This window comes from Pseudomonas sp. GW821-FHT02A08 (genome assembly GCF_059422045.1).
The window spans coordinates 1-14411 of sequence record NZ_JBWKWD010000028.1 but is presented as its reverse complement, the minus strand read 5'-3'; the positions used below and the strand labels follow the sequence as shown (position 1 = coordinate 14411).

General features: G+C 60.4%; 11 protein-coding genes and 1 tRNA gene. 7 read left to right on the top strand and 5 right to left on the bottom strand.

Annotated features, from left to right (window positions below; all coding sequences use genetic code 11):
- Positions 1-7: 7 nt before the first annotated feature.
- Positions 8-934 carry a 4-hydroxyproline epimerase gene (locus AC07W4_RS19185; RefSeq protein ID WP_495033569.1) on the bottom strand — a complete coding sequence of 309 codons (927 nt, stop codon included), beginning with the start codon at positions 932-934 and terminating at the stop codon, positions 8-10.
- A 45-nt stretch (positions 935-979) separates the two neighbouring features.
- Positions 980-2626 (bottom strand): APC family permease, encoded by a 1647-nt coding sequence (locus AC07W4_RS19180; protein WP_495033568.1) that lies wholly within the window; start codon positions 2624-2626, stop codon positions 980-982.
- Positions 2627-2813: 187 nt separating this feature from the next.
- Between AC07W4_RS19180 and AC07W4_RS19175 the strand changes: the two genes are divergently transcribed.
- The 3 genes from AC07W4_RS19175 (at position 2814) to AC07W4_RS19165 (ending at position 6554) form a co-directional block, all read left to right on the top strand.
- On the top strand, positions 2814-3608 hold the full coding sequence (locus AC07W4_RS19175) for a PAS domain-containing protein (RefSeq protein ID WP_495033567.1): 795 nt from the start codon (positions 2814-2816) through the stop codon (positions 3606-3608).
- Positions 3609-3684: 76 nt separating this feature from the next.
- Entirely contained in the window at positions 3685-4065 is a 381-nt protein-coding gene (locus AC07W4_RS19170; protein ID WP_495033566.1) for a RidA family protein, read from the top strand.
- Between the two features lie 500 nt (positions 4066-4565).
- Complete coding sequence (locus AC07W4_RS19165) at positions 4566-6554, top strand: peptidase U32 family protein (protein ID WP_495033565.1); 1989 nt, start codon at positions 4566-4568, stop codon at positions 6552-6554.
- Positions 6555-6658: 104 nt separating this feature from the next.
- Here the strand turns inward: AC07W4_RS19165 and AC07W4_RS19160 are convergent, their stop codons facing one another.
- Positions 6659-7087, bottom strand: coding sequence for a hypothetical protein (locus AC07W4_RS19160; RefSeq protein ID WP_495033564.1), 429 nt, complete (start codon positions 7085-7087; stop codon positions 6659-6661).
- Between the two features lie 321 nt (positions 7088-7408).
- On the opposite strand from AC07W4_RS19160, the gene AC07W4_RS19155 reads away from it, so the two are divergent.
- Both AC07W4_RS19155 and AC07W4_RS19150 read left to right on the top strand, forming a co-directional pair.
- Positions 7409-7483 (top strand) — tRNA-Gln (locus AC07W4_RS19155).
- Positions 7484-7761: 278 nt separating this feature from the next.
- Positions 7762-8190, top strand: coding sequence for a TOBE domain-containing protein (locus AC07W4_RS19150; RefSeq protein ID WP_495033563.1), 429 nt, complete (start codon positions 7762-7764; stop codon positions 8188-8190).
- Positions 8191-8275: 85 nt separating this feature from the next.
- Here AC07W4_RS19150 and AC07W4_RS19145 read toward each other — a convergent pair whose 3' ends face one another.
- Positions 8276-8938: a glutathione S-transferase family protein gene (locus tag AC07W4_RS19145; RefSeq protein ID WP_495033562.1), complete on the bottom strand. Its 663-nt coding sequence runs from the start codon at positions 8936-8938 to the stop codon at positions 8276-8278.
- A 156-nt stretch (positions 8939-9094) separates the two neighbouring features.
- On the opposite strand from AC07W4_RS19145, the gene AC07W4_RS19140 reads away from it, so the two are divergent.
- Positions 9095-10027: a GlxA family transcriptional regulator gene (locus AC07W4_RS19140; RefSeq protein ID WP_495033561.1), complete on the top strand. Its 933-nt coding sequence runs from the start codon at positions 9095-9097 to the stop codon at positions 10025-10027.
- A 101-nt stretch (positions 10028-10128) separates the two neighbouring features.
- Positions 10129-11103 carry a nitrilase-related carbon-nitrogen hydrolase gene (locus AC07W4_RS19135; protein WP_495033560.1) on the top strand — a complete coding sequence of 325 codons (975 nt, stop codon included), beginning with the start codon at positions 10129-10131 and terminating at the stop codon, positions 11101-11103.
- An 88-nt stretch (positions 11104-11191) separates the two neighbouring features.
- On the opposite strand, the gene AC07W4_RS19130 is transcribed toward AC07W4_RS19135, so the two are convergent.
- Complete coding sequence (locus AC07W4_RS19130) at positions 11192-14395, bottom strand: hypothetical protein (RefSeq protein ID WP_495033559.1); 3204 nt, start codon at positions 14393-14395, stop codon at positions 11192-11194.
- Positions 14396-14411: the final 16 nt, after the last annotated feature.

Sequence of the window (14411 nt, the reverse complement as noted above, 5' to 3'; positions counted from 1 at the left end):
GAGGGGCTCAAATGCCCCACGCAAAGGGGTCCTGTTCGTCGATCAGCAAGGTGCTGTCGGCGGTCATATGGGCGCGGCCGGTGATGAAAGGGATGATGCGTGCGCCTTCCCATTCGTAGCTGCCGACGAATTGGCTGGCGGTGATGCTGGCCTGGACCCAGCGCTCACCGACGGCCAGTTTTCCGTCGGCCGCCAGGCACGCCAGTTTTGCGCTGGTGCCGGTGCCGCAAGGCGAGCGGTCGTAGGCCTTGCCGGGGCACATGACGAAGTTGCGGCTGTCGGCGTGGTCGTCGTCGGCAAACAGTTCGATGTGGTCGATCAGGGCGCCGTCTTCGCCGTGGATGCCTTGGGCTTCAAGGGCCTTGAGCATGGCCCAGGTGTACTCGGTGAGGAACTCGACGTTGTCCATCTGCAACGCCTGACCGTGATCGGACACCAGGAAAAACCAGTTGCCGCCCCAGGCGATGTCGCCGTACACGCGGCCATGCCCCGGCACTTCGACCGGCACCTGTTGGCGGTAGCGGTAGGCGGGCACGTTGCGCAGGGTGACGTTACCGTCCTCATGCAACGTGGCGCTGACCGGGCCGACCGGCGTATCGATCTTGTGCTCGCCGGGCTGGATGTGCCCCAGGTAGTGCAGCGAGTTGACCAGGCCGATGGTGCCGTGACCGCACATGCCGAGGTAGCCGGCGTTGTTGAAGAAGATCACGCCGCAGGTGGCATCCGGCGACACCGGTTCGCAGTACAACGCACCCACCAGCACATCGTTGCCACGGGGCTCCAGCAGGCAGGCGCGACGCCATTGGTCATGCTGCTCGCGAAAGGTGTCGCGCTTCTCGGCCATGGTCCGGCCAGCCAGCTGGGGCAAACCCGACATCACCAGGCGAGTCGGCTCGCCGCCGGTGTGGGAATCAATGACATGTACTTTTTTCATATACCTTTCCATTAGAGGAACACGCAGGCTTTGCCGGCCTGAATTTCAGCGAGAGGTCTGGGCGGACACACCGATCGGACGCTGGCCGGTGGTCGTGCCGCTGTAGACGGGATCGGCTTCTTCATCGCCGTCCTCGGCTTCCAGGCGAACCAGATGCGCCGGCACACCGGTGGCCGCGCCCCAGTAGTAGATGCCCATCGCACAGGCCGCCACGACCAGGGTGTCGAACGGATGGGTGAGCACGCCCATGCCGCCGAAACTGCCTAGCCAGGACAGCACGATGGTCACGGCATAGAAGCCGATCAGCCATGCAGAAGAGCGCACCTGTTGGGCCAGGCTCAGGTGCTGGGTCGGCACGAAACGTCCGCACAGCAGGTACACCACGAACATCAGGATCTGCAGGCCGAGCAGCCAGGACACCGTGCTCCAGCCGGACCAGTAAACGATCAGCGCGGCGATGATGAACGACACGGGACCGAGCACGCCCATGCGCTTGACCTTGAACGGGCGCGGCATGTCCGGCGCATTGCGGCGCAGGGCAGCCACCGACACCGGGGCCACGGCGTAGCTCAACACCAGCGCGGCGGAGACCACGTTGATCAGGGCTTCCCACGAAGGGAAGGGCAAGGTCCAGAACACCGACAGGGCGAATGTCAGCCACAGCGCCGGACGCGGGATGCCGGACTTTTCGTCAATGCGGGTGAAGACCTTGAAGAAGGTGCCGGTCTGCGCCCAGCCGTAGATCACCCGCGGGGTGGCGTTCATGTAGATGTTGCCGCAACCGCTGGGGGAGATCACCGCGTCGGCCACCACCAGATACGCCAGCCAACCCACACCCAATGCCAGGGCAATGTCGCGGTAGGGCAGGGCCAGTTCCTTGGCGACGCCGGCCCAACCGTTGGCGAGCATTTCGGTGGGCACGCCGCCGAGGAACGCCACTTGCAACAGCACATAGATGGCGGTGGAGAGCAGTACGGAGAGGATCAGTGCAATCGGGATGGTGCGTTGCGGATTCTTCACTTCGCTGGCCACCGAGATGATCGGCGTCAGCCCCAGGTAGGCGAAGATGATGCCGCCGGCGGACACCGCCATCTCGACACCTGAAAGCCCGAACGGCATGAAGCCCTGGGACTGGAAGTTCTGCGGTTTGAAGAAGGTGAACAGCACGCCGATCACCAGCAACGGCACGATGAACTTGAACAGGCTGATCAGGTTGTTGGCCTTGGCGAACGTTTTCACGCTGTAGTAATTGAGCATGAAGAACAGGCACAGCAGACCGAACTGCACCAGCCAGCCAATGGCTGTTGGATTGCTGGAACCGGCCTGGGTCAATGCGGGAAACCACGCCGCGGCGTACTGGCGCGCGGCGACCACCTCGATGGCCACCAGGCTGGAAAACGCGATCAGTGTGATGAAGCCCATCAGGTAGCCCAGCAGTGGGCCGTGGGAATAAACCGGGTAGCGAATCACACCGCCGGCTCGGGGCAATGCGGCGCCGAGTTCACAGTAGACGATGCCCAGCAGCAGCACCGCAAAACCGCCCAGCAGCCAGGAAAAGATCCCCGCCGGCCCCGCGATGGCGGACACGTGACTGGCTGCGAACAGCCAGCCGGAGCCGAAGATGGCTCCCAGTCCGATAAACGTAAGGTCTATCAACGAAAGTTGTTTTTTGAACTTGCCTTGGCCTGACATGGCATCGCCTTCTTGTGAGTTATTGGATAGGCAGGTGTGCACTTCAAGACGCCCCGGTCGGTTTTGCCGAGGAGGGCGGTGGCCATAGAGTGAACTTGGCGGCTTGCTCGCGATTGATGTTTTGCTTGGGTGTCGATGACGAAATCAGCACAATGGGAAATGTCTGATTTTTGCGAGGGGCCGGTGGATGACTCAGGATGCGTTTGCGCTGTTGTGCCAGGGCGACGACTCGAACCGCCCCGAATCCATCGAGCAACTGCTGGCCGGCGTTGCGCTTTTGTTGCCCATGCTCGATGTCATTCCGAATGCGGCGATCTTCATCAAGGATGTGCAGGCGCGCTATGTCATGGCCAATCGCACGCTGGTGCAGCGCTGTGGTTTGAAGCAGCTCAAACCGCTGCTGGGGAAAACCAGCGCCGAGGTGTTTCCCGAGCAACTGGGGCCCGGTTACACCGAGCAGGACCGGCGGGTGCTGGAGCAAGGTCTGGTGCTGGAAGACCAGCTGGAGTTGCATCTGTACGGCAGCCGCGAACCGGGCTGGTGCCTGACCCATAAGCGACCCTTGTATAACCGCCGCAATGAAATCATCGGTCTGGCGGGTATCTCGGTCGACCTGCAATCGGCCAGCGACACGCACCCGGCGTACCAGCGCCTGGCGGCGGTGGACGAGCACATTCGCGCGCATTTCAACCGGCGCGTCACCCTGGGCGAGTTGACGCGCATCGCCGGCATTTCCGTGGCGCAACTGGAGCGCTACTGCAAGCGCGTGTTTCACCTGACGCCACGGCAGATGATCCAGAAGGTTCGCCTGGAGCACGCGCATCGGCTACTGCATACCGATCTGCCGATCACCGAGGTCGCCCTGCAATGCGGCTACACCGACCACAGTGCGTTCACTCGGCAGTTCAAGGCATTGACCGGTTTCACCCCGCGCCAGTACCGCCAGGCTACCGGTATCGAGCAGTCGTCCGCTGTGGATTAGCGACGCGCCGCCAATGGGCCTGTAAACTGGCCGCGCAAAAGGCGCCAGCCTCATCACTTCAAGCAAGAGAGTCCTCATGGCAAACCACGACCTGACCTTTACCCCCGACCTCGATGCCGATTCGATTTCCTCCGACGTCGTCGGTTTCGGCGGCGTGCTGGTCTCCACCCAGATCCCCACCCGCACCGACGGCAGCCTGGAACTGGGCGACATCACCCTGCAAAGCGAATGCACTCTGCAAGCGCTGAAATTCGCGCTGGAGCGTGCCGGCAGTTCCATGGACCGCGTGATGCACCTGACCATCTACCTCACCGACATGGCCGACCGCGCCGCGTTCAACGAGGTCTACAAGCGCTACTTCGCCAAGCCATGGCCGGTGCGCGCCGCTGTCGGGGTTGCCTCGTTGGCGGTGGAAGGCATGCGCGTGGAAGTGACCGCGATGGCGGCCAAGGCCTGATCTCGGCAACACACACACAAAACCCTGTGGGAGCGGGCTTGCCCGCGAAGGCGGAGTGTCAGCTTGCACAAATGTTGACTGACCCAGCGCTTTCGCGGGCAAGCCCGCTCCCACAGGGGATGTTGGTCATGGGCGGGATTTGTGGTCAACGTCGATCAAATGTGGGAGCTGGCTTGCCCGCGAAGGCGGAGTGTCAGCTTGCACAAATGTTGACTGACCGAGCGCTTTCGCGGGCAAGCCCGCTCCCACAGGGGATGTTAGTCATGGGCTGGATTTGTGCTCGACGCCGATCAAATGTGGGAGCGGGCTTGCCCGCGAAAGCGGAGTGTCAGCTTGCACAAATGTTGACTGACCCAGCGCTTTCGCGGGCAAGCCCGCTCCCACAGGGTTGAGGCAGGTCAGGCTTACCCGAAACACCATCGAGCAGCATTCGGGTGCCGGTCAGGCGTTTCGCCGCTACAATGCACGCCTCGACCGTGACAAGCCTGACTAAAAAAATTATGTCTTTGCCCAAACATCACCTGGAATTGCTCAGCCCTGCCCGCGATGTGGCCATCGCCCGCGAGGCCATCCTGCATGGCGCCGATGCCATCTACATCGGTGGCCCGAGCTTCGGCGCCCGCCACAACGCCTGCAACGAAGTGAGCGATATCGCCCAATTGGTGGAGTTCGCCCGTCGCTACCATGCCCGGGTGTTCACCACCATCAATACCATCCTGCACGACAACGAACTGGAGCCGGCCCGCAAGCTGATCCACCAGTTGTACGACGCCGGCGTCGATGCGCTGATCGTCCAGGACCTGGGGGTGATGGAACTGGACATTCCGCCGATCGAACTGCACGCCAGTACCCAGACCGACATCCGCACCCTGGAACGGGCGAAGTTCCTCGATCAGGCCGGTTTCTCGCAACTGGTGCTGGCCCGTGAGCTGAATCTCCAGGAGATCCGCGCGATCGCCGACGAAACCGACGCGGCCATCGAGTTCTTTATCCATGGCGCGCTGTGCGTGGCATTTTCCGGTCAGTGCAATATTTCCCACGCGCAAACCGGGCGCAGCGCCAACCGCGGCGACTGCTCCCAGGCTTGCCGTCTGCCGTACACCCTCAAGGATGAAAAGGGTGGCGTGATCGCCTACGAAAAGCACCTGCTGTCGATGAAGGACAACAACCAGAGCGCCAACATCCGCGCCCTGGTCGAGGCCGGCGTGCGTTCGTTCAAGATCGAGGGTCGCTACAAGGACATGGGCTATGTGAAAAACATCACCGCCTACTACCGCCAGCGTCTCGACGACGTCCTCGAAGACCGTCCGGACCTGGCCCGTGCCTCCAGCGGCCGCACCGCGCACTTCTTCCTGCCCGACCCGGAAAAAACCTTCCACCGTGGCAGCACCGATTACTTCGTCACTGACCGCAAGATCGATATCGGCGCCTTTGACTCGCCGACCTTCACCGGTCTGCCGGTGGGTGTGGTCGAGAAAGTCGCCAAGCGTGACATGCAGGTCGTGACGCACGAGCCGCTGTCCAACGGCGACGGCCTCAACGTGCTGGTCAAGCGTGAAGTGGTGGGTTTTCGCGCCAACATCGCCGAACCCAAAGGCGAATTCGAGGAAGACGGCGAGAAGCGTTATCGCTATCGCGTCGAGCCCAACGAGATGCCGGAGGGGATGTACAAGCTGCGCCCCAACCATCCGCTGAACCGCAATCTCGATCACAACTGGCAACAGGCGCTGCAAAAGACCTCCGCCGAGCGTCGCATTGCCCTGAGCTGGGTCGCTCGCCTGCGTGAAGACCAGCTGGAACTGACCGCTACCAGCGAAGAAGGCATCAGCGCCAGCGTCACCCTGGCCGGCCCGTTCGGCGCGGCCAACAAGCCGGAGCAGGCGCTGGAGCAATTGCAGGATCTGCTGGGCCAACTGGGTACCACCCAGTACCACGCTATCGACATCAAGCTGGATGCGCCGCAGGCGTACTTCATTCCGAACTCGCAGCTCAAGGCCTTGCGCCGTGAAGTGATCGACGCCTTGACCGACGCGCGGATCGCCGCCCACCCGCGCGGCAGCCGTAAAGCCGAGACCACGCCGCCGCCGGTGTACCCGGAGTCGCACCTGTCGTTCCTGGCCAACGTCTACAACCAGAAGGCCCGGGACTTCTATCACCGCCATGGCGTCAAGCTGATCGACGCGGCCTACGAGGCCCACGAGGAAACCGGCGAGGTGCCGGTGATGATCACCAAGCACTGCCTGCGTTTCTCCTTCAACCTGTGCCCGAAACAGGCCAAGGGCGTGACCGGCGTGCGCACCAAGGTTGCGCCGATGCAATTGATCCACGGCGATGAAGTGCTGACGTTGAAGTTCGACTGCAAGCCTTGCGAGATGCACATCATCGGCAAGATGAAAGGCCACATCCTCAACCTGCCGCAACCGGGCAGCGTGGTCGGCCACATCAGCCCGCAAGACCTGCTCAAGACCATCCCGCGCGCGCCGCATTGAGTGACCGGTGAGTGCGCCGCAACGGCGCGCTTACCTGTTCCAGCTTGAAACCTCTTTTGCAGAAGTCCGGACGCTGGCGATAAACCTGGAGCTGGCGGTCGACACTATCCACAAGTGTCGGCGACGGCTTTTTCAGCTCGTTTGAATTCCTGTTTGACGTCGGTGGGGATACGTTGCTTTTTCATTTCCTGACCGAGGAAGGGTTGTTCGCCTCGGGACCGGACCTCAGCGTTCTCGGCGGTTATCTGCGCCTCGATGGCAGCGGCGTGCTTGTCGATGACGGCATCGACCTCGGCTTCATTCTTCGCGGTATCGAGTGCCATGACCAACTGGCCGGCCTCGGCTTTTTCGGCTTCGGCATAGGCTTCGACCGTCAACCCGGAGGCCAACGCTCGCGTCTGGGTTTCCAGGCGATTGAGATGCTCCCGGGCGGCCTTGCAGACCGCATCCTGTCGCTGGTTCTGGATGTGTTCCCAGGTGTTCAACCCATAAATCGCGGTCCCGAGTACCAGAAGGGCTGCAGCGACCCCCATTAATTTGCCTTTCACTTTTGGCGCCCTCAAATGGCAAGGGAAGGGTGTTGCGTAAACGATTCCCGATTCAATTCGAGTAAAGAAAAGCGTAGCAGAGCTGTTCGGGCTGAATGTGCGCCGATAACTCCTCGAGATCCGGCTCAACACTAAGCATCTGTTTTAACGAACAATTTTTTTTGTTGGGGCTTCCCAGGCAAGGAAAATGTTGGTAAATTTGCGCCCACTCTTGCACCGGCCCTCAGGGAGCCAGTCGCGAGAGCCGGCAACAGGTCTTGTTGCCACTCAAGAAAGCGAGTGCCAGGCACTCATCGCAACAGATACAGGGGCGTCGCCAAGCGGTAAGGCAGCAGGTTTTGATCCTGCCATGCGTTGGTTCGAATCCAGCCGCCCCTGCCATTTTTTATTCCTGCCTAATCAGATAACACTCGACCGACGGTTATTATTCGTCGATTCGCTGGTTTTTGCGTTCGTTTTCCCTATCCCGGATATTCCCTTGCCAGGCAGCCTCCAGCCTGGGCTCGGGGGGCTTTTTTTGGCGCCCTTGAACAATATTTCTGAGTTGATCTGGCCGTCCGTCACTGATCCAGAGCAGCGCTGTAGTTGTTTCTACATAGCGCTTACACTGATGATGCCCGCCATTTCCTAACTTTAAAGTCAAGAAAAGGACGCCTCACATGAAAGTCAGTGCACGCAACGTATTCAAAGGCAAAGTCAGCCAGGTCCAGGCCGGTGCGGTCAACGCCGAAGTGGTTCTGACCCTCGCGGGTGGTGAGCAACTGGTTGCCGTCGTCACCATGGAAAGCATCAAGAACCTGGGCATCGCCGCCGGCAAAGAAGCCGTCGCGCTGATCAAGGCGCCTTGGGTGATGTTGATGACCGAATCGAGCGACATTCGCCTGTCGGCGCGTAACTGCCTGGAAGGCAAGGTACTGAGCGTTACCGATGGCGCGGTCAACGCAGAAGTGGTCATCGAGCTGGCTGGCGGTTCGAAGGTCTATTCGATCGTGACCCGCGATGCCGTGGCAGAACTGGGGCTGGCAACCGGCGTCAGCGCCACCGCAGTGATCAAGGCTTCCCACATCATCCTGGGCGTTCCGGCCTGATCAAGCGCAAGCATTGTTCACTGATTCCCGTGACCCATGATCTGATGGTTGACGTGGATTCTTCGTTTTGGCCTTTCGATCATCATTACCGAAAGCGCTCCGGGATGGCCTCGGCAAACGGGTACAAGGAAAAATACGGCCTTGCCTCGTCGATCACCCGCTTGACCGAGGGCCTTTGGGTCAGCCTGTCGAAATAAGCACTCAAGTGGCGATGATCGCCGGGGAAGGGTACGAGGGTGCTGGCGTAGAACAGCGCCGGGGCGGCGGCGCAATCGGCCATGCTGAAGGCGGGGCTGGCTGCCCAGGTGTTTGCGGCCAACTGGCGTTCAAGCATGCCGTACGCCGTCATCAGCGCGGCACGTTCGCGGTTCAGGTCGTCGTTTGCGGCATTGATTCGGTCAGCGACGATTTTCTGCATCGGCACCTGGACGTGCAGGTCGAAAAAACGGTCCCACAGGCGCACCTCCAACGCGGTTTCCCAATCGTCCGGAATCAGATGTGCCTGGCCGGGGTGAAGCCGGTCCAGGTACTCAATGATCACGCTCGACTCGGGTACGTCCCGTTGGCGGTCGTGATCGCGGATCACCGGGAATTTGCAGAGTGGCCAAAGTGCTTGTAGCTCGGCCCGGTCAGCCTCGTTGCCCAGGTCGATGAGCCTTTTTTCAAATTCGATTTCCAGTTCATAGAGAGCGATCAGCGCTTTGTGGCAGAACGACGAGAGCGGATGGAAATAAAGAGTCAGTGACATCCTTCAATTCCTCGGTGAGATGGATACCACTTGATTATCCGTCGCCATCCGCCGATGCGCGAGGCGCTCCACCCTGATGTCCGGTGCGGGCTGTTCGGGTTAGAGTACAGGTTCTGGCTTTAACTTCAGGCATGCCACGATCAGGGTCATATCGCCATGCACCAGATCGGACTCATTGTTTATCCCGGTTTCCAGGTTCTGGGCCTGGCCATGTGTGCCGCCTTCGAGTTGGCCAACAGTGCCGGTGACGAGCCGTTGTACCGCATTGCCTTGCTGTCCGAACCGGGTGGCCTGGTGCAAACGTCCGCCGGTTTTGCTGTGCAGACCGAAGCGTTCGACCGGCGCGGGTTCGATACGCTGTTGGTCCTGGGCGATAACCTGATCCGCCCGACCACGCCGGGCATGCTGGAATTTCTGCGTCGCGCCAGTCACAGCACCCGGCGTCTGGGCTCGATTTGCACGGGGGCGAATGCCTTGGCCCAGGCCGGTTTGCTCGACGGTCGGCGGGCGACCACCCATTGGGCCCATGTTCCGGCCTTTCGCAAGGCGTACCCGAACGTGAAGGTCGAGGAAGACCGGATCTTCATCAACGATGGCCACCTGTGGACGGCGGCGGGCATGAGTGCGTGCGTGGACCTGGCCTTGGCGTTGGTGGAGAACGATCTGGGTGCCGACATTGCACGCAAGGTTGCCCGGCAATTGGTGGTGTATCACCGGCGTTCCGGCGGACAGTCGCAGTTTTCGGTGATGCTGGAACTGGCCCCCAAGACCGATCGCATACAGGCCGCGTTGAACTACGCCAAGCAGAATCTCAAGTCGGCGCTGTCGGTCGAAGAACTGGCCGGCGCGGCCAATCTCAGCCCTCGGCAATTCAGCCGGGTGTTTCATGCCGAAACCGGCCAGTCTCCGGCCAAGGCCATCGAAAGCCTGCGGGTCGAGTCGGCCCGGTTGATGATGGAAACCGGACGGCACTCCATCGATGTGGTGGCGACGGACACCGGCTTTGGTGACCGGGAACGTATGCGCCGCGCTTTTATCCGGGCGTTCGGGCAGCCGCCACAGGTCATTCAGCGCGCCAGTCGGGGCTGAATCATGATGTCCTGAAAGGTGGTGTATACGACATTAAAGTCGTTTTATTATAGGTGTAATCTTGATCTTGTTGAAACGTATCCCTCAATGAGATCACCGCCATGACCCTCGTCAAAGCCGCCGCCGTACAAATCAGTCCTGTTCTTTACAGCCGTGAAGGCACCGTCGACAAAGTGGTGCAGAAGATTCTCGAACTCGGCGAACAGGGTGTGCAATTCGCCGTGTTCCCGGAAACCGTGGTGCCGTACTACCCGTACTTTTCCTACGTGCAATCGCCTTTCGAAATGGCCGCCGAACACCTCAAGTTGTTGGACCAGGCGGTCACCGTGCCTTCGGCCGCCACCGATGCCATCGGTGCTGCGGCCAGGCAAGCGGGGATGGTCGTGTCCATCGGCGTCAACGAACGCGATGGCGGTACGCTGTACAATACGCAGTTGCTGTTCGATGCCGACGGCTGCTTGATCCAGCGTCGCCGCAAGATTTCCCCGACCTACCACGAGCGCATGATCTGGGGCATGGGCGACGGCTCCGGCCTGCGGGCCGTCGACAGCGCGGTAGGGCGCATCGGGCAACTGGCCTGCTGGGAGCATTTCAACCCGCTGGCCCGTTATGCCCTGATGGCCGATGGCGAACAGATCCATGCGGCGATGTACCCGGGGTCGTTTGCAGGTCCCCAGTTCGCATCGCAAATGGAAGTCAGCATTCGCCAGCATGCCCTGGAGGCCGCGTGCTTTGTGGTCAACTCCACGGCATGGCTGAACCCTGAACAACAGGCGCAGATCATGGCCGACACCGGTTGCGCCATCGGCCCGATTTCCGGCGGTTGCTATACCGCAATCATCAGCCCGGATGGCACGGTGCTGGGTTCGTTGCAGGAAGGTGAGGGCGAGGTGATCGCCGACCTCGACATGGGCCTGATCGACAAGCGCAAACGCATGATGGATTCCCGCGGCCACTACAGCCGCCCGGAATTGCTGAGCCTGCTGATCGACCGCAGCCCGCAATCCCATGTACATGAACGCGGTGCGCATTCGAGGCTGGTTGAACAGGTCGGGCTGGAGGAGGTGATTGGTTAGAGTAGTCCTGAAATAGGTTTTACACCTCCCCCAACGTATCCGCCCCGCGGGACTTATTCCCGCATCGGCGGTACATGGATATTAATGATTAATCGGCGCTAAATGTTAAAATCTCAATATTGTCTACATACACTGTTGCCCCGACCGTTTTAGGTGCCAGGAAGTAAAGTCTGCGGACACCTCCGCGGTTGAGCCCATCTATCTGTAATATTGCAGATTGGCCCTCCGACCATAAATGTGTTGAGTCTGGCCCATTGTTGTATGTGGCGTAAATTCCACTCGAAGAGTCCGTAAGGTGACCCCGAGTTACAAGTGAGACGCGCTCTACATACCGTTTGAAAGTTACCGTCACACTACCGCCTTTCGACATATACAACGCCCGGCCCGAGAAATAAGGGTATGCCGAGGCACCGGTGGAGATCTCCGGCAAATTAATCGTGGACGTCGCCTGGAAGTCCATCAGTGGGCGGTTGGTAATATTCCTGAATGGGCCTAAGGGTATCGATTCAAAATTTTCGATGTTTCCCTCGATCACCGTCAAGGTCCACGCCGTTGAAACTTGCCCACTACCGTATAGGGCTTTGGCGGTAAAACTGTGCGCGGCCACGCTCAGGCCGGAGACCAACAGTGTCCAGATTCCGGTGCTCGGGTCAGCCGTCGGCTGGCCTTTGGAAACGCTGCCGTCAAGCACATCGACTTTCTGACCTTTGCTGGCCTCACCAGACAGGGTCACCGCGGTTTCCACGGTGGTGCCGCCTTCGGGAATCTCCACCCCGCTCGGCGAGCCTTTGGCCGAATCGATGGTCGGGGCGGTAACCGCGACCACAGTCAGGGTTCGCAGTGCCGACTCCGTTCCACTGCCATACAATGCCTTGGCTTTGAACGAGTGATCGGCAATCGTCAGTCCCGTCAAATCAACTGTCCAGACGCCTTGGTCATTCGCCTTGGCCTTTTTGCCCGTGGAGGCTGTGCCGTCGAAAATCTCCACCTCCAGAAACGTATTCGCCGTCCCTGTCAGACGAACAGTGGTGTCAATCGTGCGACCGCCATTGGCTATTGGTTGCCCTTTGGAATCATGCGCGGAGGTAATGTCCGGCACCACTCCATTTAACGCTGTCAAACGCCAGAGGTTCGACGTCGGGTTGTTTGCGTATTGGCCAACGGCCTTGATTGTGTGCCGCACGTTAAGCGTCAACCCGCTCACGGTATGGGTCCAGATCGAGTCGGTTCCTGCCTTGGCCTTGCCCTTGGAGGTCGTACCGAGGAAGACTTCCACCTCCTGGCCGGCAGGCGCGGAGCCTGTAAGCGTGACACGGGTGTGAACGGTATAGCCGTTATCGGGGATGTCCCAATCGCTCTCGTCTTTTACGGATGTGATGGTGGGGGCGGTGGCGGCGGCCACAGTCAGGGTCCGCGGTGCCGACTCTGTTCCACTGCCATACAACGCCTTGGCTTTGAAGGAATGATCGTCAATCGTCAGTCCCGTCAAATCAACTGTCCAGACACCTTGGGCATCTGCCCTGGCCGTCTTGCCCGTGGAGGTCATGTGGTTGAAAACCTCCACCTCCAGAAACGTATTCGCCGTCCCTGTCAGACGAACAGTGGTGTCAATCGTGCGACCGCCATTGGCTATTGGTTGCCCTTTGGAATCATGCGCGGCGGTAATGGCCGGCACCACTCCATTTAACGCTGTCAAACGCCAGAGGTTCGAGGGCGGGTTGTTTGCGTATTGGCCAACGGCCTGGAAAGTGTGCTGTACGTTAAGCGTCAACCCGCTCACGGTATGGGTCCAGATCGAGTCGGTTCCTGCCTTGGCCTTGCCCTTGGAGGTCGTACCGAGGAAGACTTCCACCTCCTGAGCGGCAGACGCGGAGCCTGTAAGCGTGACTCTGTCGTGGACGGTATAGCCGTTGTCAGGGATGACCCAGTCGCTCCGATCCTTTACAGATCTGATAGTCGGGGCTGTGGTCGCCACGACGGTCAGGGGGCGTGCGTCCGAGGTTTGGCCCGAACCGTACAGCGCCTTGGCAGTGAAACTGTGGGCTGCCACGCTCAGGCCGGTCAGGGTCAGGGACCATTCGCCGTTGGTGGTGTTGGCGGTGGCTTCCCCTTTGACCGTCTCAACGTCCTTGATCTGGACCTTCTGGCCCTTGCTCGCCTCCCCGGTGAGCTTGACGGTGGTGTCGACCGTGAAGCCGGCTGGCGGGATTTCAACGCCCTTGGAGTCTTCGGCTTTGATGATGGTCGGCGTCACCACCTCGAAGGCCTTGATCGTATAGACCTGATCCGCGAACACCAGTGCATTGGCCGGGGCGTTGCTTTTATCCAGCGCGGCCTTGAAGCTCAGCGTCAAGCGGCTGCCATCGGCCAACTCATTGAAATAACTTTTGGCGACAGTTCTTGGCCAGTATTTTTGCGCGAACCAGGTGGCGTTGACGTAATGGGCACTTCCTCCGGTCCAGAGGTTGAGGTCATGGTCATCACCATTCGCTTTCTTGCCCGCCAGGCTCATCCATACCTGTTGACCGACCGCGATCAGCGGCCAATCCAGCGCGTGGATCGTGGCATTGTTGCCCAGTGCGGGGACGTCCAGGACACCGTTGTCGGCGTCGGTGATGATTGGTGAGTTCAGCACGTCGACCGGCAAGGTCCCGACATTCAGGCTCAACGGCAATGACGTAACAGGTTTGCCGTCACGGGTCATGGTAAACGTCACGCTCACCGTTTTGCCCAGGTTGAACGCCAGCACCGTGACCGGCAGTTCAATGTTCAGCCCCGTCTCACTGATCGGCCTGGCTTCGGTGGTGTGGGAACCCTCTGCATGGCTGCCGGCCGCCGCGGCCCAGGTCACGCTCAACAGGTCGGTCAACAGCAACCCCTCCGGCGGAACCTCGGCCGTCAGCGCCTCCACGGCGTTCATCGGTAGCAAGGTTTTGCCGTCGGGTTCGGCCTGGCGGATTTTTGGCGGTTTGAGCTCCAGGGCAGCGCCGACACTGAACTCCAGTGGCTGCGAATGCCGGATGCGCTCCCCCGCACGTTCGACGAAGTACCTGGCCTGGACCGTGCCGCCCTCGTTGCCCTTGATCAAATCGGCGCTGATGGGGAACGGCACGGGTTTACCGGCGGTGAACGAGGTCAGTGTGATCGAGTCGCTGTCCAGGCCGGTTTTCGAGCCCACCCACTCTCGTGTCACCTTGTCGTCGACCAGGGTATTGAGCCAGGTGGCGGTCTGCGTGGTGCCGTTGCGATCCGGGTCGAGGACGTTGTCGACCACACCCTCTACGGTTGGCATCGGCAGTTCCAGGCGT

What these genes read in the sequence shown, in the direction of transcription:
- AC07W4_RS19150 (WP_495033563.1), top strand. Translation starts at nt 7,762, where the DNA reads ATGAAAGTCAGTGCACGCAACGTATTCAAAGGCAAAGTCAGCCAGGTC.
- AC07W4_RS19185 (WP_495033569.1), bottom strand. Translation starts at nt 934, where the DNA reads ATGAAAAAAGTACATGTCATTGATTCCCACACCGGCGGCGAGCCGACT.
- AC07W4_RS19170 (WP_495033566.1), top strand. Translation starts at nt 3,685, where the DNA reads ATGGCAAACCACGACCTGACCTTTACCCCCGACCTCGATGCCGATTCG.
- AC07W4_RS19140 (WP_495033561.1), top strand. Translation starts at nt 9,095, where the DNA reads ATGCACCAGATCGGACTCATTGTTTATCCCGGTTTCCAGGTTCTGGGC.
- AC07W4_RS19180 (WP_495033568.1), bottom strand. Translation starts at nt 2,626, where the DNA reads ATGTCAGGCCAAGGCAAGTTCAAAAAACAACTTTCGTTGATAGACCTT.
- AC07W4_RS19135 (WP_495033560.1), top strand. Translation starts at nt 10,129, where the DNA reads ATGACCCTCGTCAAAGCCGCCGCCGTACAAATCAGTCCTGTTCTTTAC.
- AC07W4_RS19130 (WP_495033559.1), bottom strand. Translation starts at nt 14,395, where the DNA reads ATGCCAACCGTAGAGGGTGTGGTCGACAACGTCCTCGACCCGGATCGC.
- AC07W4_RS19175 (WP_495033567.1), top strand. Translation starts at nt 2,814, where the DNA reads ATGACTCAGGATGCGTTTGCGCTGTTGTGCCAGGGCGACGACTCGAAC.
- AC07W4_RS19145 (WP_495033562.1), bottom strand. Translation starts at nt 8,938, where the DNA reads ATGTCACTGACTCTTTATTTCCATCCGCTCTCGTCGTTCTGCCACAAA.
- AC07W4_RS19165 (WP_495033565.1), top strand. Translation starts at nt 4,566, where the DNA reads ATGTCTTTGCCCAAACATCACCTGGAATTGCTCAGCCCTGCCCGCGAT.
- AC07W4_RS19160 (WP_495033564.1), bottom strand. Translation starts at nt 7,087, where the DNA reads ATGGGGGTCGCTGCAGCCCTTCTGGTACTCGGGACCGCGATTTATGGG.